This window comes from Methylobacterium sp. Gmos3, from assembly GCF_056430985.1.
Window position 1 is genome coordinate 43,640 of the sequence record NZ_JBWJYL010000001.1, and the last position, 23,870, is coordinate 67,509.

Annotated in this window: 25 protein-coding genes; 8 read left to right on the forward strand and 17 right to left on the reverse strand. The window is 70.4% G+C overall.

Annotated features, from left to right (window positions below):
* Positions 1-5 precede the first annotated feature (5 nt).
* Complete coding sequence (locus ACS5Q7_RS00215) at positions 6-2,159, reverse strand: TonB-dependent receptor (RefSeq protein ID WP_478337427.1); 2,154 nt, start codon at positions 2,157-2,159, stop codon at positions 6-8.
* Positions 2,160-2,516: 357 nt separating this feature from the next.
* On the opposite strand from ACS5Q7_RS00215, the gene ACS5Q7_RS00220 reads away from it, so the two are divergent.
* Positions 2,517-3,308: a DUF502 domain-containing protein gene (locus ACS5Q7_RS00220; RefSeq protein WP_478337428.1), complete on the forward strand. Its 792-nt coding sequence runs from the start codon at positions 2,517-2,519 to the stop codon at positions 3,306-3,308.
* 70 nt (positions 3,309-3,378) lie between these two features.
* Here ACS5Q7_RS00220 and ACS5Q7_RS00225 read toward each other — a convergent pair whose 3' ends face one another.
* Entirely contained in the window at positions 3,379-3,699 is a 321-nt protein-coding gene (locus ACS5Q7_RS00225) for a hypothetical protein (protein ID WP_478337429.1), read from the reverse strand.
* Positions 3,700-3,950: 251 nt separating this feature from the next.
* Positions 3,951-6,083, reverse strand: a complete 2,133-nt coding sequence (gene recG / locus ACS5Q7_RS00230) for an ATP-dependent DNA helicase RecG (protein WP_478337430.1) — start codon at positions 6,081-6,083, stop codon at positions 3,951-3,953.
* A 117-nt stretch (positions 6,084-6,200) separates the two neighbouring features.
* On the opposite strand from recG, the gene ACS5Q7_RS00235 reads away from it, so the two are divergent.
* Both ACS5Q7_RS00235 and ACS5Q7_RS00240 read left to right on the forward strand, forming a co-directional pair.
* Complete coding sequence (locus ACS5Q7_RS00235; protein ID WP_478337431.1) at positions 6,201-7,085, forward strand: alpha/beta fold hydrolase; 885 nt, start codon at positions 6,201-6,203, stop codon at positions 7,083-7,085.
* A gap of 80 nt (positions 7,086-7,165) precedes the next feature.
* Positions 7,166-8,398, forward strand: a complete 1,233-nt coding sequence (locus tag ACS5Q7_RS00240; RefSeq protein ID WP_478337432.1) for an FAD-dependent monooxygenase — start codon at positions 7,166-7,168, stop codon at positions 8,396-8,398.
* Positions 8,399-8,407: 9 nt separating this feature from the next.
* On the opposite strand, the gene ACS5Q7_RS00245 is transcribed toward ACS5Q7_RS00240, so the two are convergent.
* The gene (locus tag ACS5Q7_RS00245; protein WP_478337433.1) at positions 8,408-8,752 is read right to left on the reverse strand and encodes a hypothetical protein; all 345 of its coding nucleotides are present in this window, start codon (positions 8,750-8,752) and stop codon (positions 8,408-8,410) included.
* A gap of 160 nt (positions 8,753-8,912) precedes the next feature.
* A complete protein-coding gene (locus ACS5Q7_RS00250; protein ID WP_478337434.1) occupies positions 8,913-10,070 on the reverse strand; it encodes an AMP-binding protein in 1,158 nt (385 codons plus the stop codon).
* 410 nt (positions 10,071-10,480) lie between these two features.
* Between ACS5Q7_RS00250 and ACS5Q7_RS00255 the strand changes: the two genes are divergently transcribed.
* Positions 10,481-11,236, forward strand: a complete 756-nt coding sequence (locus ACS5Q7_RS00255) for an invasion associated locus B family protein (protein WP_478337435.1) — start codon at positions 10,481-10,483, stop codon at positions 11,234-11,236.
* Positions 11,237-11,310: 74 nt separating this feature from the next.
* On the opposite strand, the gene hspQ is transcribed toward ACS5Q7_RS00255, so the two are convergent.
* Both hspQ and ACS5Q7_RS00265 read right to left on the reverse strand, forming a co-directional pair.
* Positions 11,311-11,649 carry a heat shock protein HspQ gene (gene hspQ, locus ACS5Q7_RS00260; RefSeq protein ID WP_478337436.1) on the reverse strand — a complete coding sequence of 113 codons (339 nt, stop codon included), beginning with the start codon at positions 11,647-11,649 and terminating at the stop codon, positions 11,311-11,313.
* Positions 11,650-11,716: 67 nt separating this feature from the next.
* The gene (locus ACS5Q7_RS00265) at positions 11,717-12,427 is read right to left on the reverse strand and encodes a DJ-1/PfpI family protein (RefSeq protein ID WP_478337437.1); all 711 of its coding nucleotides are present in this window, start codon (positions 12,425-12,427) and stop codon (positions 11,717-11,719) included.
* Positions 12,428-12,480: 53 nt separating this feature from the next.
* On the opposite strand from ACS5Q7_RS00265, the gene ACS5Q7_RS00270 reads away from it, so the two are divergent.
* Positions 12,481-13,464, forward strand: coding sequence for a GlxA family transcriptional regulator (locus ACS5Q7_RS00270; RefSeq protein ID WP_478337438.1), 984 nt, complete (start codon positions 12,481-12,483; stop codon positions 13,462-13,464).
* A gap of 4 nt (positions 13,465-13,468) precedes the next feature.
* On the opposite strand, the gene ACS5Q7_RS00275 is transcribed toward ACS5Q7_RS00270, so the two are convergent.
* Positions 13,469-14,482 carry a WD40 repeat domain-containing protein gene (locus tag ACS5Q7_RS00275; protein WP_478337439.1) on the reverse strand — a complete coding sequence of 338 codons (1,014 nt, stop codon included), beginning with the start codon at positions 14,480-14,482 and terminating at the stop codon, positions 13,469-13,471.
* Positions 14,479-15,147 carry a YoaK family protein gene (locus ACS5Q7_RS00280; protein WP_478337440.1) on the reverse strand — a complete coding sequence of 223 codons (669 nt, stop codon included), beginning with the start codon at positions 15,145-15,147 and terminating at the stop codon, positions 14,479-14,481. Before ACS5Q7_RS00280 ends, ACS5Q7_RS00275 begins: the two co-directional genes overlap by 4 nt.
* Before the next feature lie 207 nt (positions 15,148-15,354).
* Here ACS5Q7_RS00280 and ACS5Q7_RS00285 point away from each other — a divergent pair, with 207 nt between their 5' ends.
* Together ACS5Q7_RS00285 and ACS5Q7_RS00290 are read left to right on the forward strand one after the other, a co-directional pair.
* Entirely contained in the window at positions 15,355-15,780 is a 426-nt protein-coding gene (locus ACS5Q7_RS00285) for a response regulator (RefSeq protein WP_478337441.1), read from the forward strand.
* 15 nt (positions 15,781-15,795) lie between these two features.
* Positions 15,796-16,167: a photosystem reaction center subunit H gene (locus ACS5Q7_RS00290; RefSeq protein WP_478337442.1), complete on the forward strand. Its 372-nt coding sequence runs from the start codon at positions 15,796-15,798 to the stop codon at positions 16,165-16,167.
* Between the two features lie 8 nt (positions 16,168-16,175).
* Here ACS5Q7_RS00290 and ACS5Q7_RS00295 read toward each other — a convergent pair whose 3' ends face one another.
* From ACS5Q7_RS00295 to ACS5Q7_RS00305, 3 genes are all read right to left on the reverse strand, one after another.
* Positions 16,176-16,805 carry a DUF2939 domain-containing protein gene (locus tag ACS5Q7_RS00295; protein WP_478337443.1) on the reverse strand — a complete coding sequence of 210 codons (630 nt, stop codon included), beginning with the start codon at positions 16,803-16,805 and terminating at the stop codon, positions 16,176-16,178.
* 23 nt (positions 16,806-16,828) lie between these two features.
* Positions 16,829-17,368, reverse strand: coding sequence for an RNA pyrophosphohydrolase (locus ACS5Q7_RS00300; protein ID WP_478337444.1), 540 nt, complete (start codon positions 17,366-17,368; stop codon positions 16,829-16,831).
* Positions 17,369-17,430: 62 nt separating this feature from the next.
* Positions 17,431-18,660: a divergent polysaccharide deacetylase family protein gene (locus ACS5Q7_RS00305; RefSeq protein ID WP_478337445.1), complete on the reverse strand. Its 1,230-nt coding sequence runs from the start codon at positions 18,658-18,660 to the stop codon at positions 17,431-17,433.
* 332 nt (positions 18,661-18,992) lie between these two features.
* Here ACS5Q7_RS00305 and ACS5Q7_RS00310 point away from each other — a divergent pair, with 332 nt between their 5' ends.
* Entirely contained in the window at positions 18,993-19,502 is a 510-nt protein-coding gene (locus ACS5Q7_RS00310; protein ID WP_478337446.1) for a ferritin-like domain-containing protein, read from the forward strand.
* A gap of 52 nt (positions 19,503-19,554) precedes the next feature.
* Here the strand turns inward: ACS5Q7_RS00310 and ACS5Q7_RS00315 are convergent, their stop codons facing one another.
* From ACS5Q7_RS00315 to ACS5Q7_RS00335, 5 genes are all read right to left on the reverse strand, one after another.
* A complete protein-coding gene (locus tag ACS5Q7_RS00315; RefSeq protein WP_478337447.1) occupies positions 19,555-20,892 on the reverse strand; it encodes a S41 family peptidase in 1,338 nt (445 codons plus the stop codon).
* Positions 20,892-22,211: a murein hydrolase activator EnvC family protein gene (locus ACS5Q7_RS00320; protein ID WP_478337448.1), complete on the reverse strand. Its 1,320-nt coding sequence runs from the start codon at positions 22,209-22,211 to the stop codon at positions 20,892-20,894. Before ACS5Q7_RS00320 ends, ACS5Q7_RS00315 begins: the two co-directional genes overlap by 1 nt.
* Positions 22,212-22,216: 5 nt before the next feature.
* Positions 22,217-22,711: a 23S rRNA (pseudouridine(1915)-N(3))-methyltransferase RlmH gene (rlmH, locus tag ACS5Q7_RS00325; protein WP_478337449.1), complete on the reverse strand. Its 495-nt coding sequence runs from the start codon at positions 22,709-22,711 to the stop codon at positions 22,217-22,219.
* A gap of 12 nt (positions 22,712-22,723) precedes the next feature.
* Positions 22,724-23,119 carry a ribosome silencing factor gene (gene rsfS / locus ACS5Q7_RS00330; protein ID WP_478337450.1) on the reverse strand — a complete coding sequence of 132 codons (396 nt, stop codon included), beginning with the start codon at positions 23,117-23,119 and terminating at the stop codon, positions 22,724-22,726.
* 141 nt (positions 23,120-23,260) lie between these two features.
* On the reverse strand, positions 23,261-23,863 hold the full coding sequence (locus ACS5Q7_RS00335; protein WP_478337451.1) for a nicotinate-nucleotide adenylyltransferase: 603 nt from the start codon (positions 23,861-23,863) through the stop codon (positions 23,261-23,263).
* Positions 23,864-23,870: the final 7 nt, after the last annotated feature.

Here is a 23,870-nt window from a genome sequence, read left to right on the forward strand (position 1 = left end):
GCGCGCTACAGCTTCACGCGGATGGCGGCGATGGCCGAAAAGGGCGCGCCGGGCGTGTTGTTGAACTGGTTGAACGGCTGCTCGATGTAGCGCGCGTCCGTCAGGTTGCGCAGGTTGACCGAAAGCCGCCAGCGCTCGTCGAAATCGTACCAGAGTGCGGCATCGACACGGGCATAGGCGCCGACGGAGTAGCTGGCGTTCAAGTCGCCCGTCCGCCGGCCGACATAGGTGACGCCCGCGCCGAGCCCGAGCCCGCGCAGCCAGCCCTCGTGGAACTCGTAGGTCGTCCAGACGCTGCCGCTGACATGCGGCACGCCGGCGAGCCGGTTGCCGACGGGGAAGATCCGATCCTCGGTGATCTTCGCATCGAGGAAGCCGACGCCGCCGATCACGTTCCAGCCGGGCAGGATCTCGCCCGCGAGATCCGCCTCGAACCCCTGCGAGCGCTGCTGCCCGGTGATGACGGAGAAGCCGGTATTCACCGGATCGCTCGCGGCGACGTTGTCGCGGGTGATGCGGAAGGCCGAGCCCGAGAGGGTCAGGCTCGGCAGGATGTCGATCCGGGTGCCGACCTCGACCTGTTCGCCCGTCTCGGGGCGCGGGTTGGTGACGTTGAGAACGTTCGCGGTCTGCGGCGCGAAGGATGTCGCGTAGCTGGCGTAGAGGGTCAGCGGCTCGAACGGGCGGTAGATCAAACCGACGCGCGGCGAGGCGCCGAACAGGTCCTGCTCCGGGGAGAGGGTCCGCGTGCCCGGCTGGCGATTGGCATAGAGCTGCGTGCCGAGATCGAACCGGGCGCCCAGGACGAGCTGCAGCTCGGGCGTCAGCGCGATCTGGTCCTGAAGGTAGAAGCCGAACAGTTCGAGCTTCTGCTTCAGGTCCTGCTGGAAGGCGAGGCCCACCGGCGAGGCGCCCGACAGGATCGGGTTGAGGAAGCTCGTCGAGGGCAGCACGCCCTGCTGCGAGTAGGGGTGGCGGAAGCCGTTCGTGTATTCGAAGCCGAAGAGCGCCGTGTGGCCGAGGCCGAACGTGTCGAACTTCAGCACCGCCTCGGTCTGGGAATCCACGGCCGCGAAGGTGGAATCGACGGTCGCTTCCCGCCGGGTGACGGTGGTGCCGGCGGCGTTCACCCCCGTGTTGCGGGCGGCGAAAACGTGGAACACACCCCATTGCCCGTTCACGATCTGCCGCAGGGTGAGGTTCTCGTTGACGTCGTGCTCGATGCGCAGCGTCGTGGAGTTGATCTCGCCGTAATACCGGGACCACGGCGTGCCGTAATACCGGCTGACATTGTCCAGCGGCACCCGGCCCCTGAACGCGGTCAGCCCCTCGTCGTATTGGCTGTACTGCTTCGTGAACTCGGAATTGAGATAGACCCGTGTGTCGGCGCTCGGCGTCCAACTGAAGGCGGGTGCGACGAAGTACCGGGAATTGGTGTTGTCGCCGATGTTGCGGAAGGTTGGATCTTCCTGCGCGGCGAAGCTGATCCGCCCGGCGAGCGTATCAGAGCCGAGGAGCGCGCTCGACACGGAGCCCTGCACCCGCCGCAGGCCGAAGCCGCCGCCGAGCACGGAGAGTTCGCCCGAGGGCTCCAGCGTCGGCCGCCGGGTCACGATGTTGACGACGCCGCCGGGGTCGCCGCGCCCATAGAGCACCGAGGCCGGACCCTTGATCACCTCCACCCGCTCGGCATTCGCGAGATCGCGCTCCACGGGATAGAAGTTGATGGCCGGATTGATCAGCACCCCGTCGACGGCGAAGATCTGCGTGCTGAACCCGCGGATGATGTAGTTCTGCGAGCGCCCCTGGACGGTGCTGCCCGGCACGACGTTGCTGACATTCGTCACCGCATCGGTGAGGCGCAGATCCTGCTGATCCCCGAGCACCTGCCGGGGCACGACGTTGATGGTCTGCGGCGAGTCGCGCAAAGCCGTGTCGGTCTTGGTGCCGGTGGCGGAGCGGGTGGCGCGATAGCCCGTCACCGGGCCGGTGGCGCTCTCGGGGACGGCGCCGCCCTGACCGACCACGCTCAGTTCCTCCAGAACAACCTCGTTCGCCGCCGGTTGCGCCCGCACCGGGCCGAAGCTCGCCGCCGCCATGGCGAGGCCGAGGGGAAGCCGGCCCCAGGATGGGGAGCGGCGCGGGAACGGGGTGGACATGGCTCTTCGACTCACTGCGGCGCGGCACGCGCGCCCGATCGGGTCTTCATCGGCCAAGGGCGGCGGATCAATCGAGTAATGGCATTTACTTCTGGGTTTCCGTTTATTGCCGTCGTCTGTTTCTCAAACACAACAAAGGTGAATTAGATCAATTCCAGACAAGATCATTCGCCGGCCGGACCGAACGACGACGGAAGATCGACAAAGACAGGCGCAGGAAGATTGCGCGCCATCGGAATCGAGCCATGCGGCGGCGGCCCTTGAGCGCGGCAGGCGCAACCGCTACCTGTCCCGCGCAAGGGGGCCCCGCCACCCTTGGGCCGGGTTCCCCGGTAGCCTGCGGCCGAGAGGGCAGTCGTGGCGTCGAGTCTTCCCCCGATCCCGTCCCCGGACATCGATCCGGCCGCGCCGAAACGGCGCGTGAGCGCCCGAGGGCGGCTGCGGACCTACTTCCTGACCGGCGTGATCGTCGCGGGGCCGCTAGCCATCACCGCGTACATCACGTGGTGGATCATCGCGCTCATCGATTCCTTCGTGAAGCCGCTGATCCCGGCAAGCTACCTGCCGGACCATTACCTGCCGTTCTCGATTCCCGGCATCGGCCTCGTCATCGCCTTCCTGGCGGTGACGCTCCTCGGCTTCCTCACCGCCAACCTCGTCGGCCGCTCGATCATCGAGTTCGGGGAGGTGCTGCTCGCCCGTACCCCGGTCATTTCCGGCCTGTACAAGGGGCTGCGCCAGATCTTCGAGACGCTGTTCTCGGCCAACGGCACCTCGTTCCGCACCGTGGGGCTGGTGGAATTCCCCGTGAAGGGCACGTGGTCCGTGGTGTTCCTCTCCGCGCCGGCCGCGCCGGAGGTGGAGAACGCCCTGCAGGGCAGGGGCGTATCGGGGGGCGATCTCGTGGGCGTGTTCCTGCCCTGCGCCCCGAACCCGACCACGGGGTTCTTCTTCTACCTGCCGCGCTCGGAGGTGGTGGAGGTGCCGATCAGCGTCGACGACGCGGCCAAGCTGGTGATGTCGGCGGGCGTCATCCAGCCGGAGGATCCGCAGGCGCGGCTCAACGCCATGGCGGCGACCCTGCGTTCCACCCACGCCCCCGGACCACACCCCGCCGAGACGCGGCAGGCGGCGCCGGAAGATGCCTGAGACGCGAAGGGCCGCCCCAATCGGCGGATGGGACGGCCCTTCACGAAATGTCTTGAACCCGTTGGTCCGATCAGCGCTGCAGGGAAGCCTGCTGGGGCGCGATGGTCGGCGGGGTCGCCTGCGCCACCGAGACGGTGGAGCGGTGTGCGGGGGCCATCCAGCCCGTGCTCGCCTGAAGGGTGAGCGCGAGCCCGAGGGCCACCACGAGGCCGTTGGCAGCGATCCAGAAGGGGCGAGACGCCCGCTTCACGGCGGCCTGAAGCTCGTCCGCAGTCCGGTTCGCGACGGTCTCCCGATCCGAGATGGGCATCAACCACGGCTCATTGGGGAGCGCGAAGTGGCCGGCCATCTCGTTGGAGCCCGGCAGGTGCTGGAACAGTCCGTTCGACATGTCCGTCCTCCAGATTCGTCCGTGACGACCCGGCGTACCGGGCCATTCGTTCATCTGCAGTTAAGGGACGATTGTGTCGGATGCAAGGTCTTAGCCTACCTGAAGCTTGCCTGAACGACCGGAGCGTTCGGTCGGGAAACTTCTAAGTTGCTGATATTTCTCGCCTATCTCGGAGCGGTACCAGCGCCCCGGCCGATTGTGCAGTAATTTTCCGCACTTTTCGATCCTGTCGCTTTTCTGAACGAACCCGTTCAGCCAGCCCCGATCAGGCGGATCGCGGCCTCCCGTTCGAACAGGTAGAGCAGCACCCGGAGTGCCTGGCCGCGCGGACTTTCGAGTCGCGGATCGCGCTCCACCACCAACCTCGCATCGTCGCGGGCGGTCTCCAAAAGGTCGCCGTCGCTTTCGATCCGGGCGAGGCGGAAGGCGGCCATGCCCGATTGGCGGGTGCCGAGCACCTCGCCCTCGCCGCGCAGCTTCAGGTCGGCCTCGGCGATGCGGAAGCCGTCCTGGGTCTCGCGCATCATCTCCAGCCGCGCCCGTGAGACCTGCCCGAGCGGCCCCCGGTAGAGCAGCAGGCAGGACGACGCCTTGGCCCCGCGCCCGACGCGGCCGCGCAACTGGTGGAGCTGGGCGAGGCCGAAGCGCTCGGCGTGCTCCACCACTATGATCGTCGCCTGGGGGACATCGACGCCGACCTCGACCACGGTGGTCGAGACCAGCAGCGTCGTCTCGCCCGCCGCGAAGCGGGCCATGGCGGCGTCCTTCTCCGGCCCCTGCATCTTGCCGTGGATCAGCCCGACGACATTCCCGAAATGCTGCTTCAGGTCCTCGAACCGCTCGGCCGCCGCCGCGAGGTCCACGAACTCGGATTCGTCCACCAGGGGGCAGATCCAGTAGACGCGCTCGCCCTGCGCCATGGCCCGGCCGAGCCCGGCCACCACCTCGTCCAGGCGCTCGGTCGACATCGTGACCGTGCGGATCGGCTGACGGCCGGCGGGCTTCTCGTCGAGGATCGAGACGTCCATGTCGCCGAAGAAGGTCAGCGCAAGGGTGCGCGGGATCGGCGTGGCGGTCATCACGAGGAAGTCCACCGCCTCGCCCTTGGCGCCGAGGGCGAGCCGCTGGTGGACGCCGAAGCGGTGCTGCTCATCGACCACGGCGAGGCCGAGGTCGTGGAAGGTCACGGCCTCCTGGAACAGGGCATGGGTGCCGACGAGGATGTCGATCTCCCCCGCCGCGAGGTCTGTGAGCGTCGCCCGGCGCTCGGCCGCCTTGTCGCGGCCGGTCATCAGCCGCAGGCGCAGGGCGCCGGCCATCGGCACGAGGCGTTCGAAATGCTGCCGGGCCAGGATCTCGGTCGGCGCCATCAGGGCGGCCTGCCGACCCGCCTCCACCGCCGAGGCCATGGCGAGCAGCGCCACCGCCGTCTTGCCCGAGCCGACATCGCCCTGGAGCAGGCGCAGCATCCGGCGGGGCGCGGCGAGGTCGGCGCGGATCTCGTCCACCGCCCGCCGCTGCGCCCCGGTGAGGGCGAAGGGCAGATCCGCCGTGAGCCGCGCGACGAGGCTACCATCCCCCGCATTCACCCGCCCCGCCTTCCGCCGCTGGCGGGCGCGGGTGAGGGCGAGCGCCAGTTGGGAGGCCAGCAGCTCGTCATAGGCGAGCCGCCGCCGGGCGGGGGTCACGGGCGCCGGCTGGAGCGGGTCGGCCGGGCGGGCCGGCAGGTCCTCCGGGCGGTGCTCGGCGCGCAGGGCCTCGGCGAAGGGCGGGTAGCGGTTCTTGGCGAGCCAGGCCGGGTCCTGCCATTCCGGCAGGGGCGCCAGCTTGTCGAGGGCGGCGACGGCGAGCTTGTTGATCGCCCGCGAGGTCAGCCCCTCGGTGGCGCCGTAGACCGGCTCGACGGCGGGCAGTTCCGCGAGCCCGGCCTCGTCCATGATGCGGGACGGATGCACCATCTGGCGCATCCCCTCCCACACGTCGATCTTGCCGGAGACGTAGCGGTGCGAGCCGAGGGGCAGCATCTTCTCGATCCGCGCCCGGGGCATCCCGAAGAACACGAGCGTGACCTCGCCCGTGGCATCCTCCGTCACCACCCGGTGCGGGCGCCGGCCCGTCCCCTGGGTCGGCGGCCGATGCGCCACCACCGTCACGCCGATCGTCACCGGCTCGCCGACCGGCGCCTCGGCGACCGAGCCGACCAGCCGGCGCGACACCCCGCCCTGCGGCAGGTGGAACAGCAGATCGACGATGCGCGCCTCGCGCTCGGGCGAGCCAAGCAGCTTCTCGATCAACGGCGCGACCTTCGACCCGACGCCCGGCAGGGTGCGGGCCGGGGCGAAGAGCGGATCGAGGAGGCTCGGGCGGAGGCTGGGTTCGGACATCGCGTTCGGCGAGGTTAGACCGGAGGGGCTTACCGGAGCCTTCCCCGCCGTGCCACTCATGCCGGCGACGCAGCGCCTCGCGTTGCCTACAAGACGTCGTTCACCCGAGAGGTCTCCGTGGCCGTCGATTTCCTGCCGGGCTTCGCCCACCACCGTATCGAGACCGCCCCCGGCGTCACGATCCATGCGCGCTCCGGCGGGTCCGGCCCGCCGCTGCTCCTGCTGCACGGTCATCCGCAGACGCTCTCGACTTGGCTGCACGTCGCCCCCCGCCTCGCGGAGCATCGCAGCGTCGTGGCAATGGACCTGCGCGGCTACGGCGATTCGGCCAAGCCCGAGGGTGGGGAGCGGCACGAAGCCTATGCCAAGCGCGCCATGGCCGCCGATGCCGTCGCGGTGATGCGCGCCCTCGGCCACGAGCGCTTCGCCGTGGTCGGGCATGATCGGGGCGGGCGGGTCGCCCACCGGCTCGCCCTCGACCACCCGGATGCGGTGGAGCGGATCGCCGTCTTCGACATCGCCCCAACGGCGACGATGTACGCGCGCACCGACAAGGATTTCGCCACCCGGTACTTCTGGTGGTTCTTCTTCATCCAGCCGGCGCCTCTGCCGGAGCGGCTGATCGGCGCCGATCCGGCCTATTTCCTGCGTCATCACATCGAGAACCAGTCGAAGACGCCGGGCTCGACCTCGCCGGAGCTGTTCGCGGAATATCTGCGCTGCTACGCCGATCCGGCGAGCCGCCACGCCATCTGCGAGGATTACCGCGCCTCGGCCGGCATCGACCTCGACCATGACGCCGCCGATGCAGAGAAACGCATCGCCGTGCCGCTCCTGGCCCTGTGGGGCGCGAAGGGCGTGGTCGGCAAGACCTACGACGTGCTGGCCACATGGCGCGAGAAGGCGACCGACGTCTCCGGCCGGGCCCTCGATTGCGGTCACACCCTCCAGGAGGAGCGGCCGGACGAGCTCATCGCCGAACTGTCGCGCTTCCTGGGGTGAGCCCCGCGTCGCATGCCCTTGGCAGGGACCGGCCGGGAGGACAGATAGGACCCGAACGGAGGCCAGAGACGGTGCAGGGCGTGTCGGCGGGAACAGCGAATCCGCAAGTCGAGGTGGCCGTGGTGGGGGCCGGGGCCGCAGGCCTCGCCGCCGCCCTGGCCTGCGCGCAGGCGGGCGTCCCGACGGCCCTGGTCGGCCGTCACGCCTCCGTGGCGGACGGGCGCACCGTCGCCCTGCTCGACGGTTCGGTGCGCTTCCTGAAGGCGCTCGGCGCCTGGGATGAGGTCGGCGCGAAGGCGAGCCCGCTCTGCACGCTTCAGATCGTGGACGACACCGGCAGCCTGTTCCGGCCGCCGCCCGCCCGATTCAACGCGTCCGAGATCGGCCTCGACGCCTTCGGCTGGAACGTCGAGAGCGCGCATCTCGTGGCGGCCCTGCGCCGCTGCGCCCGCAGCCAGCCGGGGCTCACCCTGATCGAGAGCGATGCCGCCGGGGCCGAGCCCGGCGAGGAAACCTCGCGCATCGCCCTCGCCGAGGGCGGCACGGTCGCGGCGCGGCTGGTGGTGGGGGCGGACGGAAGCCGCTCGCCGCTGCGCGCGGCCAGCGGCGTCACGGTCCGCGAATGGACCTACCCGCAATCGGCGATCACCACGATCCTCGCCCACACCAAGCCGCATGACGACGTCTCGACCGAGTTTCACACCCGCTCCGGCCCCTTCACCCTGGTGCCGATGGCGGGTGGGTTCCGGTCCAGCCTCGTCTGGGTGGCGGGCAAGGGGCCGGCCGAGCGGCTGGCATCGCTGGACGATGCCGGCCTCGCCCAGGCCGTCGAGCGGCAGGCGCGGGGGATGCTCGGCACGATGCGCATCGACGGGCCGCGCGGCCTCGTGCCGATGCGCGGAATGCTGGTCGCGAGCCCGGTCGCGGCACGGCTCGCGCTGATCGGGGAGGCGGCGCATGTCTTTCCGCCCATCGGCGCGCAGGGGCTGAATCTCGGCCTGCGGGATGCGGCCTCGTTGCGCGACGTGGTGGCGCGGGCGCATCGCGATGGACGCGATCCGGGCAGCCGGGCTCTGCTCGCGACCTATGCGGGCGGACGCCGGATCGACGCCGCCGCGCGCACGGCCGCCGTCGATGCGCTGAACCGTTCCCTGCTCACGGATATGCTGCCGCTCGATCTCGCGCGGGGGCTCGGCCTGCTCGCCATGGCCCATCTCGGGCCGCTGCGGCGAATCGTGATGCGGGAAGGGGTGTTGCCGCGCTTCGGAGCGCCCGAACTCATGCGGGCGGACAGGCGAGCGGCCTCGGCCTGAGGGCTTGTCTCAGAAGGAGGGCTTGGCGGCGACGCAGGCGCCGAGCCGCGTCGCGAGGTCGACGGGCGCGCCGCTGCGGGTCTCGCCGTTCTCGCCGATCAGGATGACGGGGATGCCGCGTTCGCGCATCCGCGCCCGGAGGCGGGCCGCCCGCCGCGCGTAGGTCGGGTCGCGCCGGGCGGGCGCCTGGACCAGGACTGCGGCGGGAGGGGCGATGACGGCCAGCACGTCGTCCGCCGCCTCGAGCGAGGCGGTGACGCTGGCGTAACCCAGCCCGGCAAGCTCGCCGGAGAGCGAGTGGTCCACGGCCCTGACGCCGTCATCCACCACGAGGACTTGCTGCAGCGCAACCATAAGCTTGAGCGATACCCCATCGGTTGCGGGCTGAAAAGATAGCCGCGCTCGGAAACCTAAGCCAAACCCGCGAAAATGCCTTTGGATCCACCATCCGCACTCTGTGGCGAAGGTGAATGAGGCAATCTGAGCGGTGGCTGAACCGAACCGAAGGACGCGTTCAGAGGGTGGGTAAGACGGCTAAAATACCCTGTGCATAATGGGCGCGATAAGCGGTTTCCTGCCAGATCGCATCGCCGATCCCGGCCTGCCTGTCGCGGTGCGAAGGGGCGGCGCGGCAGAGCAGACGCCCGTCCCGAGGCCGGCGAACGAGCGGGTGAATAACCTCGCCCGGGAGCGATTCATCGAGCATCGCGATCTCCCACCGGCCGCGCGGGCGGGTGAGGATCGCGTCCTCGTCGAGCACGAGAACGTCGAGGCAAGGCGGGCCGGCGACGTCGCGGGCGCTCGGCTCGGGCATCCGGGTGGGCGCCCGGTGAGCGATGTCGATGGCCCGCACCGTCCAGGGCAGGGTCGTCTCGGCGAGCGCCGACTCGAACGCGGCGGGCACGACGAGGCGCGTCGGCACCGGACGCATCAGGGCGACGCGGAAGGCGGCCGACTCGAACGGGATCAGGGTCTCCAGGCTCGCGCCGGAAGCCAGGGCCGTCCCGAGGCCGGTGACGAGGCCGCGCAGATCGTGCGGCGGCAGGAGGGTGAGCACGCGCTCCGGCGAGGGCAGACGCTCCCGGTGGGCGGCCACTGCCGCGCCGAAGGAGGCGGCATCCCGCTGGACGGGACGGCGCGGATCGGCCCCGGCGAAGGTGAGGATCCCGAGCCCGGGGGCGGGATCGATGATTCCGCGCTCCAGCGCCATGGCGTCGAGGCTGATGACCCCGTCCGGCAGACCCGGCCCGAAGGCGGCGATGAAGCGAAGGCCGAAATGGCGGAGCGCGGTGAAGGCGAGTTCCTCGGCGGGCCGCCTCGTCCCGCGCCGCCCCTCGGTGAGGACGGCGACGAGCCCGGCCGATTCGATCGCGGCCGACAGCGCCTCGCTCTCCCAGACCGGCGAGAGCGGGCAGGGCAGGTGCCCGGCGGCCTCGACGGCGAGATGGGCGAGGGAGGCTTCGGCGCCCCCGGCGAAGCACAGGCCGATTCGGCTGCCGCGCGGCAGCCGCCATGCGGCGATGCCCCGCGCCAGCCGGCCGACGATCTCGGCGGCGGCCTCGTAGGTCCAGGTGATGGCAGGACGACCGCACCACGCCCGCCGGTCCCCGGCATCGCGCAGAAGTGTCCGCTGCGGATTCAGCCGGGCAGCCGCCATCAGGGCGGTGGCCAAGCCCTGCCGCAAAGGCTCGTCGGCCGGCGATGCCGGAAATTGCGCCGCGTGCGCGCTCACTCGAACCCCTGACGGACAGCGTTCAGGCGCACCTTTCCCCGTCCATGGTTAACCGCCCGTTGACGCTCGGAGGCCTCGGCCTCTTGCGGCGGAACGGCATGCGGCCTAGGGAGGCCCGCGTCCGCACACGGATCCTGGAGGCGGCGGCGTCATGCCTTCGCCTCATTCACAGGGAAATCAGCCGCCCGGCCCTCCGGGTGGATCCATCCGATCCGCAGCGGCCGACGGCCAAACCGGTCCGACCGGGTTTCGAGCGGCGATCGTCATCGCGGCACGCTCCCCGGAGGCTTCGGCAAGCCGCCGCGCAGGTTCCACGTCCAGGTAACGAACGCCCTAAGGAATAAGAGCCGATGTCCTTCACTCGCTCCGCGCCGTTCGCGCGCGCCGCCTTCCTCGGCCTCGCGGGCCTCGCGCTGGCGACGGTTCCGGCCTCGGCTCAGCCGAAGAAGCCCGCCGCCCCGGCGGCCCAGGCCCCCGCTCCGGCCGCTCCCGCCCCGGCCGCGCAGACCCCCGCCGCCCAGACCGGCCCGCAGATCGTCACGCTCAAGTCCGAGCCGAGCCAGGCCGACTGGACCAAGGTGTGCGGCAAGGACCAGGGTTCGGGCACCGACATCTGCTACACGACCCGCGACTTCGTGTCGGACCAGGGCCAGCCGGTGCTCGCCGCCGCCGTCTACGACATGAAGAACCCGGCGCAGAAGCAGGAAATCCGCGTCGTGCGCTTCCTGCTGCCGCTCGGCCTGCTGCTGCAGCCCGGCATCCGCTTCAGCATCGACGGTCAGGCCGCCACCGCCGGCCGCTTCGCCGTGTGCTTCCCGAACGGCTGCTTCGCCGAAGTCGGCGGCGTCGATGCGGGCGTGATCGCGGCCCTCAAGAAGGGCACGACCCTCAGCGTGTCGGTGCAGAACCAGACCCAGCGCGAAGTGACCTTCGCCGTGCCGCTCGCCGGCTTCGGCAAGGCGTTCGATGGCCCGGCCATGGATCCGAAGGTGCTCGAGGAGCAGCAGAAGAAGCTGCAATCCGAGTTGGAGAAGCGCAGCGAGGACATGCGCAAGAAGCTCGAGTCGCAGCAGGGCGCCGCCGGCGCCGCTCCGGCCGCCAAGTAAGCCAGACACGAAAAGGGGCGCCCGCGGGCGCCCCGATTCGGCCAGAGGGTCGGGCTGGGAGGCCCGGCCCTTTTTCAGTTGGTCGGCCGGTCGCGCATCCGGTAGGTGCCGGAAGCGTCACGCTCGAAGATCTCTTTGATCCCGGCATGGCGCAACGCCTCGCCCGACGTATCCGGCAGCAGGTTCTGCTCGGAGACGTAGGCGACGTACTCCGTCTCCGAATTCTCCGCGAGCAGATGGTAGAAGGGCTGATCCTTGCGCGGTCGCACTTCCTCCGGGATCGCGAGCCACCATTCCTCGGTGTTGTCGAACACCGGGTCGACGTCGAACACGATGCCCCGGAAGGGATAGATCTTGTGCCGCACGATGGCGCCGATGCCGAATTTTGCGGTCTTGAGTGTCACGTCCGTCATCAGTCGTTCCGTCCTGCGCGTGAGATAAGCGCGATGGACGGATCTGTCACCGTTGGCGGGATAAGCTTCACGAGCCTGTCACGATCCCGAATTCCCGCGCGATCGCCCGTGCCGTGGCCTCGCGGCGGGCGATGAGGGCGGCGGAGGCCCCCCGCACCGCCGCCACGGTGTCCGGCGAGGCGGTCCGCGGCGTGCCGCTGTCGAAGGGCGGCTCGGGCGCGTATTGCATCATCAGCTGGATGGCGCGGGCGGTCTCCTCGCCGCGCAGGATCGCCGCGAGGCGCAGCGCCCCGTCGATGCCGGCGGTGACGCCCGCCGCGAAGATCCAGTCGCCGTCGATCACCACGCGCTCATCGACCGGCGTCGCCCCGAAATGGGGGAGCAGGTCGACGGCGCTCCAATAGGTCGTCGCGCGCCGCCCCCGGAGCAGCCCCGCCGCGCCGAGGAGCAGAGCCCCCGTGCACACGGAAAAGACCGTCCCGGCACCGGCCGCCTGATCGCGCAGCCACCCGAGCACGGCCGCGTTGCGCATCAACTCCTCCTGCCCGGCGCCTCCGGGGACGTGGAGCACATCGAGTTGCGGCGCCTCGGCGATGGCCCCGTCGGGCACGAGGCGCAGGCCGCGCACGTCGCGCACCGGAGCCCCATCCGGCGAGTAGAGCCGCACCGTGCTGTTGGGCAGGCGCCCGAACACCTCGAACGGGCCGGTGAGATCGATCTGGTCGATGCCCTCGAAGATGAGCGCACCGATGGCGAGCGGCTGGTCGTGGGGGATCATGGCGGGCCTCCTGTCTGGACGGGCCGATCCTAATGCGGCATCGTCTGGCTGAAATGCCAAAGACCCCACATTTCTCGCCAGGACCGCGCGTGGTCGAGATCCTGGCGTTCCCCCAGGTGCAGCTACTCGACGTCGCGGGGCCGTTGCAGGTCTTCGCCACGGCGAACGAGCGTCTGGGCCTGCCGACGGAGCCCTACGCGCCGCGCGTGGTGGCGCCGGGCGGGGATCCGGTGACGGCCTCGGCGGGGCTCGGCCTCGCGACCCTGCCGCTGCCGGACGCGGATTCTCCCGTGGACACGTTCATCGTTGCCGGCGGCCCCGGCGTGACGGCGGCAGCGAGCGATCCCGCCCTCGTCGCCTGGGTTGCGGCGCGGGCCGCACGGGCGCGGCGGGTCGCCTCGGTGTGTACCGGGGCCTTCCTCCTGGCCGCGACGGGCCGGCTCGACGACAGGCGCGCCGCGACCCACTGGGCGCATTGCGACCGGCTGAAGGCCCTGCATCCGCGTATCCGCGTGGAGGCCGATCCGATCTTCGTTCGCGACGGCGACACCTGGACCTCGGCGGGCGTCACCGCCGGCATCGACCTCGCCCTGGCGCTGGTGGAGGACGATCTCGGCCGGCAGGCGGCGCTCGCCATCGCCCGGCACCTCGTGATGTTCCTCAAGCGGCCCGGCGGGCAGGCGCAGTTCAGCGCGGCCCTCGCGCTCCAGGGTGGCGAGGACCGTTTCGCCGCCCTGCACGACTGGATCGGCGCGAACCTCGCCCACGATCTGTCCCTGCCGTCGCTGGCCGCGCAGGCGGGGATGAGCGAGCGCAGCCTCAGCCGCCGCTACCGCGAGGCGACGGGGATGACGCCGGCTAAGGGCGTCGAGCACCTCCGGCTCGACGCGGCGCGGCGGGCGCTGGCCGAGACGCGGGCGCCGGTGAAACGGATCGCCCGCGATTGCGGCTTCGGCACCGAGGAGACCATGCGCCGCGTCTTCCTGCGCCACGTCCACGCGACGCCGCAGGATTACCGGGTGCGGTTCGGCGCCTGAACGATCAAGCCGGCAGGGTGAGGAGCCCGGCCTTGCCGTCGGCGCAGCCGAAGAGCAGGCGCGCGCCCCGTCCGTCCCAGGCCAATGCGGTCACGCCGCTCCTGGCGACAGCCGGGCGGACCAGCAATTCCGCCGCATCGGTGAAGCGCACGAGCAGGATGCAGCCGTCCTCGTAGCCCATGGCGAGCACGGGCGCCTTCGGGTGGAAGGCGACGCGAGAGACGCGGGCCGGGCGCACGCCGCATTCGCGCGGGGGCTTGCCGGTGGGGCCGTCCTTGGAATCGAAGGGCCACGCGATGGCCGCCTCGGCGCCGCTCGTGGCGAGCCAGTTTCCGTCCGCCGACCAGGACAGGGAGCGGACCTTGCCGGGGTAGCCCGACATCCGCATGTGGCCCTTGTCCGGCTGGAGGCGCCAGCCGTGCAGGGAGCTCTCCTGCATCGTGGTGACGACGAAGCGGCCGTCCGGCGACCACGACACGTCGATATGCGAGCCCTTCCAGGTGAGGTCCTCGGGCGCCGTCTCGAGGTTCGGGTACCAGAGGCTCACGCCGTTGTAGTGCGACACCGCGAGCCGATAGCCCTTCGGTGCGAAGGCGAGGCCGCGCGCGGAGGTGGGGGCCTGGAAGGTCTTCTCGCGGCCCTTTGCGTCGAGGGCCACGACGTTGCGCCCGGCCGAGAAGGCCACCCCGCCGTCCCCATGCAGGGCGATGGCGTCGATCCAGGCGCTGTTCTTGGCGGTGGCGACCTCGCGAGTGGTGCCGTCGGCGCGGGTCTCGACCACGCGGCCGTCGTCGCCGCCCGTCACGAGGCGCGCCGGGCCGCCCGCCGCCACGAGCACGCCCGCTTCGGGATGGGCCGCGACGCGGGACACATCGCCGTCGCGGATCAGGGCGACATGGCCGTCGGCCAGCGCGAGGCAGGGGATGTCGCCGAGCCAGTGGGCGGCGACGGCGTGGGCGCCGGGCTCGAGATCGACGACATGGCTCGTGAGCGAGGCGGTGGAGAGGGAAGAGCTCATGAGGAAACCTTTGCGGCGGCACCGGCGCGGGCGACGAGCAGGGTGGTGATCAAGGCGAGCAGCCCCGCGACGAGAGCCGGCGGGACCAGGGCGTAGAGGTTGACGGCGCGATAGGCCAGGGCGCCGCACAGGGCGCCCACGAGAAGCGACAGCCACACGACGCCATCGCCGGCCCAGCCGAGCGGGGAGCCGGTGCGGGTCAGCGCCTCGGCGATCTTCTGCCCGAAGCTGAACAGCGCGCCGGTGACGAAGGTGGTGCCGGCGCGGAACCCCTTCACGCGGGCGAGCACGGCGTTCTGCGCCCCCATCGCGCAGGCGATGGCGAGGCTCGCATGGCCGGGCTCCGGCGAGGTGAGGCCGATGACGAGGGCCGCCGCGATGAGAGCCGTCTCGAACACCAGAACGGCGGGCGTCGCCCAGCGCTCCCCCAGGAGGATGCCGAGGACGCTGCCGAGGATGGCCCCCGCCAGGAAGGCGGCGACGAGCCCGAGCGGCAGGAGCGTCCGGTGCCAGTCCGCCTCGCCGGCATAGACCGCGAATTGCGTCGTGTTGCCGCTCATGAACGACGTGTAGAGGCCCCCGAGCCTCACGAAGCCGAGGGCATCGACGTATCCGGCCAGCGCCGTGAGCACCAGGCCCGTCCCCAACTGCCATTTGCGGTTCACAAACCGGCTCCCTGCGCGCAGCGCGTGAACCATTCGTTAACCAAACCGGCGCCTCCGTTTACGCCGCCGCCGTCGCGGTTAACGCAATGCTCACCTAACCTCTGCAATTCGATGCATATCCGGCGAACGCCGAGCCGCAGGGCTCCGTTTCCCCTGCGATCTGCCAGCGGGGCCGTCAGCTCCGCCCAGGTGAGTTGGAGTTGCGTCATGATCCCGTTCGCGTTCGCCGTACCGGCCGTTCCGCACCTCGCCCCCGCCGCCACCACGGTGCTGGTCGTGGAGGATGAGCCCACCGTCTGCGAGCTCGCCGCCGAGGCGCTGCTGGACGAGGGCTACCGGGTGCTCACCGCCGCCGACGCCTGGGAGGCCGAAGCCATCCTCTCCCGCGAGAGCGTGGATTTGCTCTTCACCGATATCGACCTCGCCCGCAACACGAACGGCATCGTGCTGGCCCGCCACGCGCGGGAGCAATGCCCGCGCTTGGCCGTTGTCTATACCTCCGGTGGTCGCGCCTGCCTGTCCAGCGGCGAAGCGGTGCCGGAATCCGTCTTCGTCCCGAAGCCCTACCGCCCGAGCCAGCTCGTCGCCCTCACGAACGAGATTCTGCGCCCGGTGGACCTTCACCACGCCTGAGAGGACACTCGACCCATGCGGCCCTGCCAGACCGCCCTGTTGTGCCTGTTGCTCGGCACGCTGACGCCGCCAGGGGCCGCCTTCGCCGCCTGCGACGTGCAAGGGGCGAAGATCGAGGAACAGATCGCCGCCAAGCCGGAATTGCAGAAGGACGCCAACGCCCAGACGGTGCGCGACCTGCGCACGCTGCGCGACGCGGCCATCGTGCTGGAAACCTACAAGTATCCGGGTGAGTGCGAGGTGCTGCTCGGCATCGCCCGCTCCCTCCTGTCGGACCCCGCCAAGACCATTGAGCAGGGCGGCGACACCGACGAGGACAAGGCCGAGACCCTGATCGAGGCCCGCAAGCCGAAGGGCGGCGCCGAGAAGGCACCGAAGGCCGAGTAGGCCGGACCCTACTTCCCCCCGCCGCCTGCGTTGATCCTCGCCTTGGCGAGGGCGCGGGCGAGCTTGGCGGCGATCTCGCCCCGCAGGGCATCGGCCATCTCGATATCGGCGAGCCGCCACGTGAAGCCGCGCAGGCGCAGGCGGATCCGCGTGCGCTGCTCGCGCGGCCCCTCCGGCGGGATCGGGATCACCACCGCGCGGAAGCCCCGCATCTCGGCCGCCGCGTAATAGTGCATCAGCCGGCCCAGGCTGCGGATCGACAGGCCGGTCGTCTTCGCCGCATCCGGCTTCTTCAGGTCAAGCTTCTCGGGCCAGCCATCGTCGAGCAGGTCGATCACCGTGTCGGGCGTCACGAGGCTTTCGGCCAGCGCCAGGGCGAGACCGTAGGCGGCCTCGTTCAGGCGCTGACGGTCGCGGGGGTCGAGATCCTCGTCGGCATCGGTCGCCACGCGCACGGCGGCGACGATCTGCCGGACCAGCGACAGACGCAGGGCGCGGAAATTGACGTGCGTCTCGACATAGGCGGCATCGTGCCGCCGCACCGCATCCGCGAGATTGTAGAGCGACCAGAGCGGGCTCAACGTGAACAGGAGCCACGCGACCGCGATCGCGAGGGGAATCGCGAGCCAGCGCCGCATGACTCAGACCGGACCGGGCCGGATCATACCCGCTCCGCCCAGGCGAAGAGGCCGGAGAAGGCCTCGACGACCCGCTCGTAGACCGGGCGCTTGAACGGCACGATCAGGCCGGGCAACTCGTCGAACCGCGCCCAGCGCCACGCCTCGAATTCGGGCTTGTGCGCCCCGCCGCCGGGATTCAGCACGTCGATCACGCTCTCCGCGCCGACGAAGCCGTAGGCGAACCATTTCTGAGTCTGCCCCCGGTAGCGGCCCTTCCAGGCCTGCTTCATCACCTCCGGCGGCAGATCGTAGGAGAGCCAATCCGGCACCTCGCCGATCAGCCGCACGGCCTCGGGCGGGACGTTGGTCTCCTCGAACAACTCGCGCTTGGCCGCTGCCTCCGGGTCCTCGCCGGGATCGATGCCGCCCTGGGGCATCTGCCAGGAATACGGGCCGGCGACGTGCTCGGGGCCGGCATCCTGCCGCCGCCGACCGACGAAGACACCGCCATCGGGTCCGATCAGGGTGATCCCGACACAGGGCCGGTAGGGCAGGTCTTTCGATTCGCTGTGCTGAGCCATCGCGGGCGACCATAGGCCGCCGCGCCGAGGCGCGGCAACGCGCATTCGCGTCCGGATCGCAATTACTCGGCCTTGGAGACGCGCTTGGGCGTGCCGCGCAGCGCGACGCTCGCCGGCACGAGGCGGATGCCGCGCGCGTCGAGGTCGCGAGCCCAGCGGGCGATGCGGTCCACGCTCATCAGCGATCCGCTCGCCGAGACGAGGACGAAGCCGTTGCTGCGGGCCTGCGCCTCGGCGCGGGCGAGTTCGGCGTCGATGGCCTCGGGGCGCGGCGTCGCGTCGAGGACGATCTCGGCGCGGGCCGACGGCGTGCGCGACTTGGTCGACAGGGCAGGGCCCTTGGGCACGGTCCCGTCATCGACGAAGCCGAGGCCCCGCGCGCCGATCTCGCGCAGGATCGGCTCGAAGGCGGGATCGCCCATCAGCTTGCCGCCCATCAGGTTGACGAGGCCGACATAGCCGGGAAACCGCGACAGCACCCAGGCGAGCCGATCCGCGTTCTCAGGGCCCTTCAAGGCGGTGAGAAGGGCCTGGGGGCCGGGATCGCTGTCGGGATAGTCGAATGGCTCCATCGGCAATTGCAGGAACACCTCGTGCCCGGCATCGCGGGCACGGGCGGCGGCGCGCTCGACCTCGTTGCCGTAGGGCGCGAAGGCGAGGCTCACCGCCTGCGGCAGGCGGGCAGTGGCGGCGGCCGTGGCCGATTGGCCGATCCCGAGCCCGGTCACGAGGATCGCGATGCGCGGGCCGGTGCCGGGTTCGTCGGGGCGGGCATAGAGGTCGAGCGCGCGCAGGCGGCCTTCGCCGATGCGCGGCATGATGCCGTGGCGGCCCTGCTCGGTCAGGCGCGGGTCGGGGGCGGCCGCGAGGCGGGGGGCGTTGGCCGGCGGCACCCGGATGACCACCGCCTCGCTCGGAGCGGAACCGGGCGGGCGCACCACCGTGACGCCGGAGGCGGTCTCCAGTTCCTCCGCACTGCGCTGCGACGGCGGCGCGGCTTCGTCCGGGGCGGGCATGGCGGCGGCGACGGGCGCGACGGGCGCGGGCTTCGCCGGAGCGGGCTCGCGCAGGTCGATCACCGCCCGCGCGCTGGGTTCGCCGGCGCGGGGATCACCGAAGGCCAGGACGAGGCCGAAAGCGGCCAGGAGGACGCCCGCACTGACACCGGCCACGACGCGCGGCTGGCGAGCGCGGGCGATCAGCTCGGCGGCACGGCCGGCCGGCGGCGCTGCGGCACCGGCCTCGTCGACCCCGAGGGGCTTGGTCAGGATATCGTCTGCGGGCTCGGTCACGTGGAACTCGTCGCAGGAGCCAGCCCGCAACCGAGAGCAGCGGGCGATCCTCGTCCATATCTGCCGGTTGGTGTGGTTAACGTTCCGCTAACGCGCCCCGACAAGTCAGTCCACCGACGTTTTTCGGCCACGCTCGATCAATCCCGCCGGGCGGATGATCGTGCGAGGTTATCATAGATCAATACATGCCAACTTATGTTTCTCTGTCGATGCTTGGCAGTATTTCGTATGAACATGCGGCAATGAATTCAGCCGGGAACTTTCGCTCACCTGAGGCATCGTCGGAGCGACGCCGAAATCGACGATCTCGGCCCCATGAGCGGAGCCATTCCATGAGCACGAGCGCGCACGACATCTACATCACCGCCCTGAAGAACACCCATGCCCTCGAAATGCAGGCGCTTCAGATCATGGAGCGGCAGGTCGAGCGGCTCGAGCGCTACCCTGAGATGTCCGACGCCCTCCGCAAGCACATCGACGAGACCCACGGGCAACGCCAGCGACTCGAGGAGGCGCTTCACGGCCTCAACGAGACTCACTCGGTGATCAAGGAGGGCTTCCTGGGCTTCGTCGGCAACATGATGGCGCTCGGCCACACGCCGGCGCAGGACGAGATCCTGAAGAACACCTACGCGAACCACGCGTTCGAGAACTTCGAGATCGCGGCCTACACCTCGCTCCTCGCCATCGGCGAAGCCGCGGGCCTTTCGGCGCACCGGGCCGGGTTCAGCCAGTCGCTGGACGAGGAAAAGGCCATGGCGCAGCGCGTCCATGACCTCATCGTGCCGACAACGCAGCGTTACGTCACACTGACGGCCGGCGGCGAGAAGGCCGACCGGTAACGAAAAACCGGTGCCCGCTTGGCGGGCACCGGCTGTTTCAGCGCAGGAGAACCTAGTTCGGAACGCTGGGCTTCGGCTGCGGCGCCTGGGTCCCGTTGGCGGCGCCCTTCTGGATGCCGTGCAGGAAGTCCACCGCCGAGATCAGCTGCTTGTCCTTGGCCGGATCCGGCGGGACGTAGGCGGACGACCCACCCCGCTCGTCGGTATCCTTCTGCTTCAGGTGGCCCTTCAGCCCGGCCTCACCCTTCGTCTCGTCCTTGCCCTTCAGCTCGTCCGGCACGTCCTGCAGCACCTCGACGTCGGGCTCGATGCCCTTCGCCTGGATCGAGCGGCCGGACGGCGTGTAGTAGCGCGCCGTGGTCAGGCGCAGGGCGCCGGAGCCGCCGAGCGGGATGATCGACTGCACGGAGCCCTTACCGAAGGAGCGGGTGCCCATGATGGTCGCCCGCTTGTGGTCCTGCAGGGCGCCGGCCACGATCTCGGAGGCCGAGGCCGAGCCGCCGTTCACCAGCACCACGATCGGCTTGCCCTTGGTCAGGTCGCCGGACTTCGCGGAGAAGCGCTGCGTCTCGTCGGGGTTGCGGCCACGGGTGGAAACGATCTCGCCGCGATCCAGGAAGGCGTCGGAGATCATCACTGCCTGATCGAGCAGGCCGCCGGGGTTGTTGCGCAGATCGAGGACGAAGCCCTTCAGCTTGTCGGCGCCGACGTCGCTGGTGAGCTTCTCGATGGCGGCGCGCATTCCGTCGAAGGACTGCTCGTTGAACTGCGTCAGGCGGATGTAGCCGACGTCGTTGCCCTCGACCTTCGAGCGCACAGGCTTGATCTTGATCGTGTCGCGGGTGAGCGTGACCTCGATCGGGTCCTTCGACTCCTTGCGGGTGATCTTCAGCTTCACCTGCGAGTTCACCGGGCCGCGCATCTTGTCGACCGCCTGGTTCAGGGTGAGGCCCTGGACCTGATCGTCGTCGATCTGGGTGATGACGTCGTTGGCCAGGAGGCCGGCCTTGGAGGCGGGCGTGTCGTCGATGGGCGTCACGACCTTGATCAGGCCGTCCTCCATCGTGACCTCGATGCCGAGGCCGCCGAACTCGCCACGGGTCGTGGTCTGCATGTCGCGGAACGCCTTGGCGTCCATGTAGCTCGAATGCGGGTCGAGCGAGGTGAGCATGCCGTTGACGGCCGCCTCGATCATCTTCGACTCGTCGGGCTTCTCGACGTAGTCGGTCCGCACCTTCTCGAACACGTCACCGAACAGGCTGAGCTGGCGGTAGGTCTCGGCCGAGGCAGCGACCGCCCGGGGACCGGAGAGAAACTCCGTCTGGGTCGCCACCATCGAGGTGCCGGCGCCCAGGAAGGCGCCGAGCATAATCAGGGATGTCTTGCGCATCAGCCGCGAACCTTCTCGCCAAGAATCTTGTCATTGGGGCTCTTCGCCCACCACGGCTCCGGATCGATGGAGCCGCCATCCTTCTTGAACTCGACGTACAGGGTCGGGTCCCCATCGGGTCCAGGCGTCCCCTCGCCCATGGAGCCCAACGGTTCGCCAGCCAGCACGAACTGGCCGACCTCGACGCTGATCTGATCCATTCCTGCCAGCAAAAGATAGTACCCGTCGCCCGCGTTGATGATCAAGAGTCGGCCATAAGAGCGGAACGGGCCGGCGAACTGGACCCAGCCATCGGCCGGGGAGGCCACGGTGGCCCTTGGCCGCGTAGCGAAGGAAACGCCCCGCGTCGAGCCGCCATTTCCATCGGGCTGGTTGAAGGCCCGCACCAGCCTGCCCGCCACGGGGCGCGGCACTTCGCCCCGTGCCTCGGCGAAACGCACCTTCGGAGCCAGCCGCGCGGGATCGCGGAAGCCGGCTGCGGCAAAGCGTTCCTGCGTCACGCGGGCCTCGCGCTCGGCCGCCGCCTTGGCCTCCTCGGCCGTGCGCTTGGCCGCGTTCACCTCGCCCTCGACCCGCTCCAGCAGGTCCTTCAGGCTCTTGGCCTGGACGCCCAACTCCGCCGACCGCTTGCGCTCGGCGGCGAGCCCGCTCTCGATATCGGCCTGGCGCGCCCGCCGGGCCGTCACCAGCGCCTGAAGACGCTGCTGCTCCCGCGCCCAGCCGGCGAGGTCGGCGGCGAGCCCTTCCTTGTCGCGGGCGATGGCATCGCGCAGGCGGACCATCTCGGTGAGGTCCGCCGCCAGCGTATCGAGTTCGCCGCGCAGTTCCGGCACCACCGCGCCGAGGAGCATCGACGTGCGGATGGCGGCGAGCACGTCCTCGGGGCTCGACAGCACGGCGGGCGGGGGGCGGCGGCCCATCCGTTGAAGGGCGGCCAGGATCTCCGCGACAGTGCCGCGCCGTGCCTGGAGCGAGCGGCGGATCGCCGCCTCGCTGTCGGTCATCGCCTTGAGGCGCTCCTCCAGGCGGGTCATCCGCTCCTCGGTGGCCTGCGCCTGCCGCCCGGCATCGAGCAGGGCCGCGTCGAGCTTGGCGCGGTCCGTGCCGATGGCAGCGATCTCCTTCTCGAACTGCGCGCGCTGGCCCTCGCTCGCCGAGAGCGCGTCCTGCACACGCTTCAGGTTTTCCGCGCGCCGGTCGCGCTCCTCGGTCGCCTGCCGGATCTTGTCCTGATCGGGCGCGTCCTGGGGCAGGGCGGGGGCCGGCGCGAGAACGAGGAGGGCCGTGCAGGCGAGCCACGCCAGCCGTGGACGATGCACCACGCTCACCCCGGCTCGCCGCGATGATAGGGATGGCCCGCCAGAATGGTGAGGCTGCGGTAGATCTGTTCGAGGGCGAGCACGCGCACGAGTCCGTGGGGCAGGGTGGTGGCCCCGAAGGACAGGATCAGGTCCGCCCGAGTCCGAAATGAGGCATCGAGCCCGTCCGGGCCGCCAATCACCACCGCCAGCGCGGGCTTGGCGGCATCGCGCCACGCGGCGATCCGCCGGGCCAGATCCTCGCTCGGAAGGTCGGCGCGACCGCGCTCGTCGTAGGTCAGCAGGGCGCTGCCCGGCGGCAGGAGCGGCAGCAACGCCGCCGCCTCCTCGGCGGCACGGTCGGCGCCGCGCCGGGCTCGGGATTCCGGGATCTCGATGAGGTCGCAGGCGGGAAAGCCGAGGCTGCGGCCGAGTTGGGCCGCACGCTCGCGATATCGTGACGCCAATTCTCGTTCAGGCCCGGCCTTCAGGCGGCCGACCGTGGCGACGACAAGGCGCAACGAGGGGTGCGATCAGCCGGCGGTGAGACCGACGGGGCGATCGGCGCCCCACATCTTTTCGAGGTTGTAGAAGCCCCGAACCTCTGGCCGGAAGATGTGCACCAGGATGTCGCCGGCATCGATCAGCACCCAGTCGCAGGCCGGCAGGCCCTCGACACGGGCGGTGCCGTAGCCCTGGTTCTTCATCTCCTGGATAATCTTGTCGGCGATGGAGCCGACATGGCGCTGCGAGCGCCCCGAGGTGATGATCATCGTATCGGCCAGCGAGGTCTTGCCGGCGAGGTCGATCTCGACCGTCTCTTCGGCCTTCATCTCGTCGAGGCACCCGAGCGCCAGATCCCTCAAGGCTCCCACGCGGGCGAGGCCGTTATCCTCGGCGCCGGGGCGGGATGGGGTTTCGGTGCGCACGGTCTCGGTGCGAAGGGTCTCGGGCAGCGTCCTGATTCCTCGTGGGGCCGTCCTCCGGCCTTACCGCCTGAAAGTGGCGGCTTCGCACCGTGATTGCAACAGGTCTGTGCGAGAGATGTCCCGGATCACGGGATCCCGACGCTAGCGACTGCGCCGTTTCGCCCGGATCGCGGTGGAGGACAGTTTCGAGCGCGGCCCGTGCAGGAACATCCAGGCGGGGGGCCTGTGCCCGGCCAGCGTCGTCGCCGCCGCCTCCGGGACCCGGGCGCCGGACAGCCGCCGCGCCGCCTTGGCCGAGACCGGGGTGAGGGTCGAGCCCGGCCTGTCGATCACCGCGATGGGCATCAGCCGGGCGATCTCCGCCGCTCCCTTCCAGCGATGGAACGTCGCCAGCGAATCGGCGCCCATGATCCACACGAAGCGCACACCCGGCCGCCGTCGCACCAGATAGCGCAACGTCTGCACGGTGAAGCGCACGCCGAGCACCGCCTCGAACCCCGTCACCGCGATGCGCGGATGCGCGGCGACCCGCGCGGCCTGGGCGCAGCGGTCCTCCAGCGGCGCGAGGCGGCTGCGGTCCTTCAGCGGGTTGCCGGGGCTCACCAGCCACCACACCCGATCGAGGCGCAGGCGCCGCAGGGCGGTGGTGGAGACGTGCAGGTGCCCCTCATGGGCGGGATCGAACGATCCGCCATAGAGGCCGATCCGCATGCCCGGCGCGCTCGGCGGCAGAATCAGCCGCACGAGGCAT

Coding starts and splice junctions, on each gene's coding strand:
- ACS5Q7_RS00215 (WP_478337427.1), bottom strand. CDS start 2,159: ATGTCCACCCCGTTCCCGCGCCGCTCCCCATCCTGGGGCCGGCTTCCC.
- ACS5Q7_RS00225 (WP_478337429.1), bottom strand. CDS start 3,699: ATGTCGAACGGACTGTTCCAGCACCTGCCGGGCTCCAACGAGATGGCC.
- recG (WP_478337430.1), bottom strand. CDS start 6,083: ATGTCCGAACCCAGCCTCCGCCCGAGCCTCCTCGATCCGCTCTTCGCC.
- ACS5Q7_RS00245 (WP_478337433.1), bottom strand. CDS start 8,752: ATGGTTGCGCTGCAGCAAGTCCTCGTGGTGGATGACGGCGTCAGGGCC.
- ACS5Q7_RS00255 (WP_478337435.1), top strand. CDS start 10,481: ATGTCCTTCACTCGCTCCGCGCCGTTCGCGCGCGCCGCCTTCCTCGGC.
- hspQ (WP_478337436.1), bottom strand. CDS start 11,649: ATGACGGACGTGACACTCAAGACCGCAAAATTCGGCATCGGCGCCATC.
- ACS5Q7_RS00265 (WP_478337437.1), bottom strand. CDS start 12,427: ATGATCCCCCACGACCAGCCGCTCGCCATCGGTGCGCTCATCTTCGAG.
- ACS5Q7_RS00270 (WP_478337438.1), top strand. CDS start 12,481: ATGCCAAAGACCCCACATTTCTCGCCAGGACCGCGCGTGGTCGAGATC.
- ACS5Q7_RS00275 (WP_478337439.1), bottom strand. CDS start 14,482: ATGAGCTCTTCCCTCTCCACCGCCTCGCTCACGAGCCATGTCGTCGAT.
- ACS5Q7_RS00285 (WP_478337441.1), top strand. CDS start 15,355: ATGATCCCGTTCGCGTTCGCCGTACCGGCCGTTCCGCACCTCGCCCCC.
- ACS5Q7_RS00290 (WP_478337442.1), top strand. CDS start 15,796: ATGCGGCCCTGCCAGACCGCCCTGTTGTGCCTGTTGCTCGGCACGCTG.
- ACS5Q7_RS00295 (WP_478337443.1), bottom strand. CDS start 16,805: ATGCGGCGCTGGCTCGCGATTCCCCTCGCGATCGCGGTCGCGTGGCTC.
- ACS5Q7_RS00300 (WP_478337444.1), bottom strand. CDS start 17,368: ATGGCTCAGCACAGCGAATCGAAAGACCTGCCCTACCGGCCCTGTGTC.
- ACS5Q7_RS00310 (WP_478337446.1), top strand. CDS start 18,993: ATGAGCACGAGCGCGCACGACATCTACATCACCGCCCTGAAGAACACC.
- ACS5Q7_RS00315 (WP_478337447.1), bottom strand. CDS start 20,892: ATGCGCAAGACATCCCTGATTATGCTCGGCGCCTTCCTGGGCGCCGGC.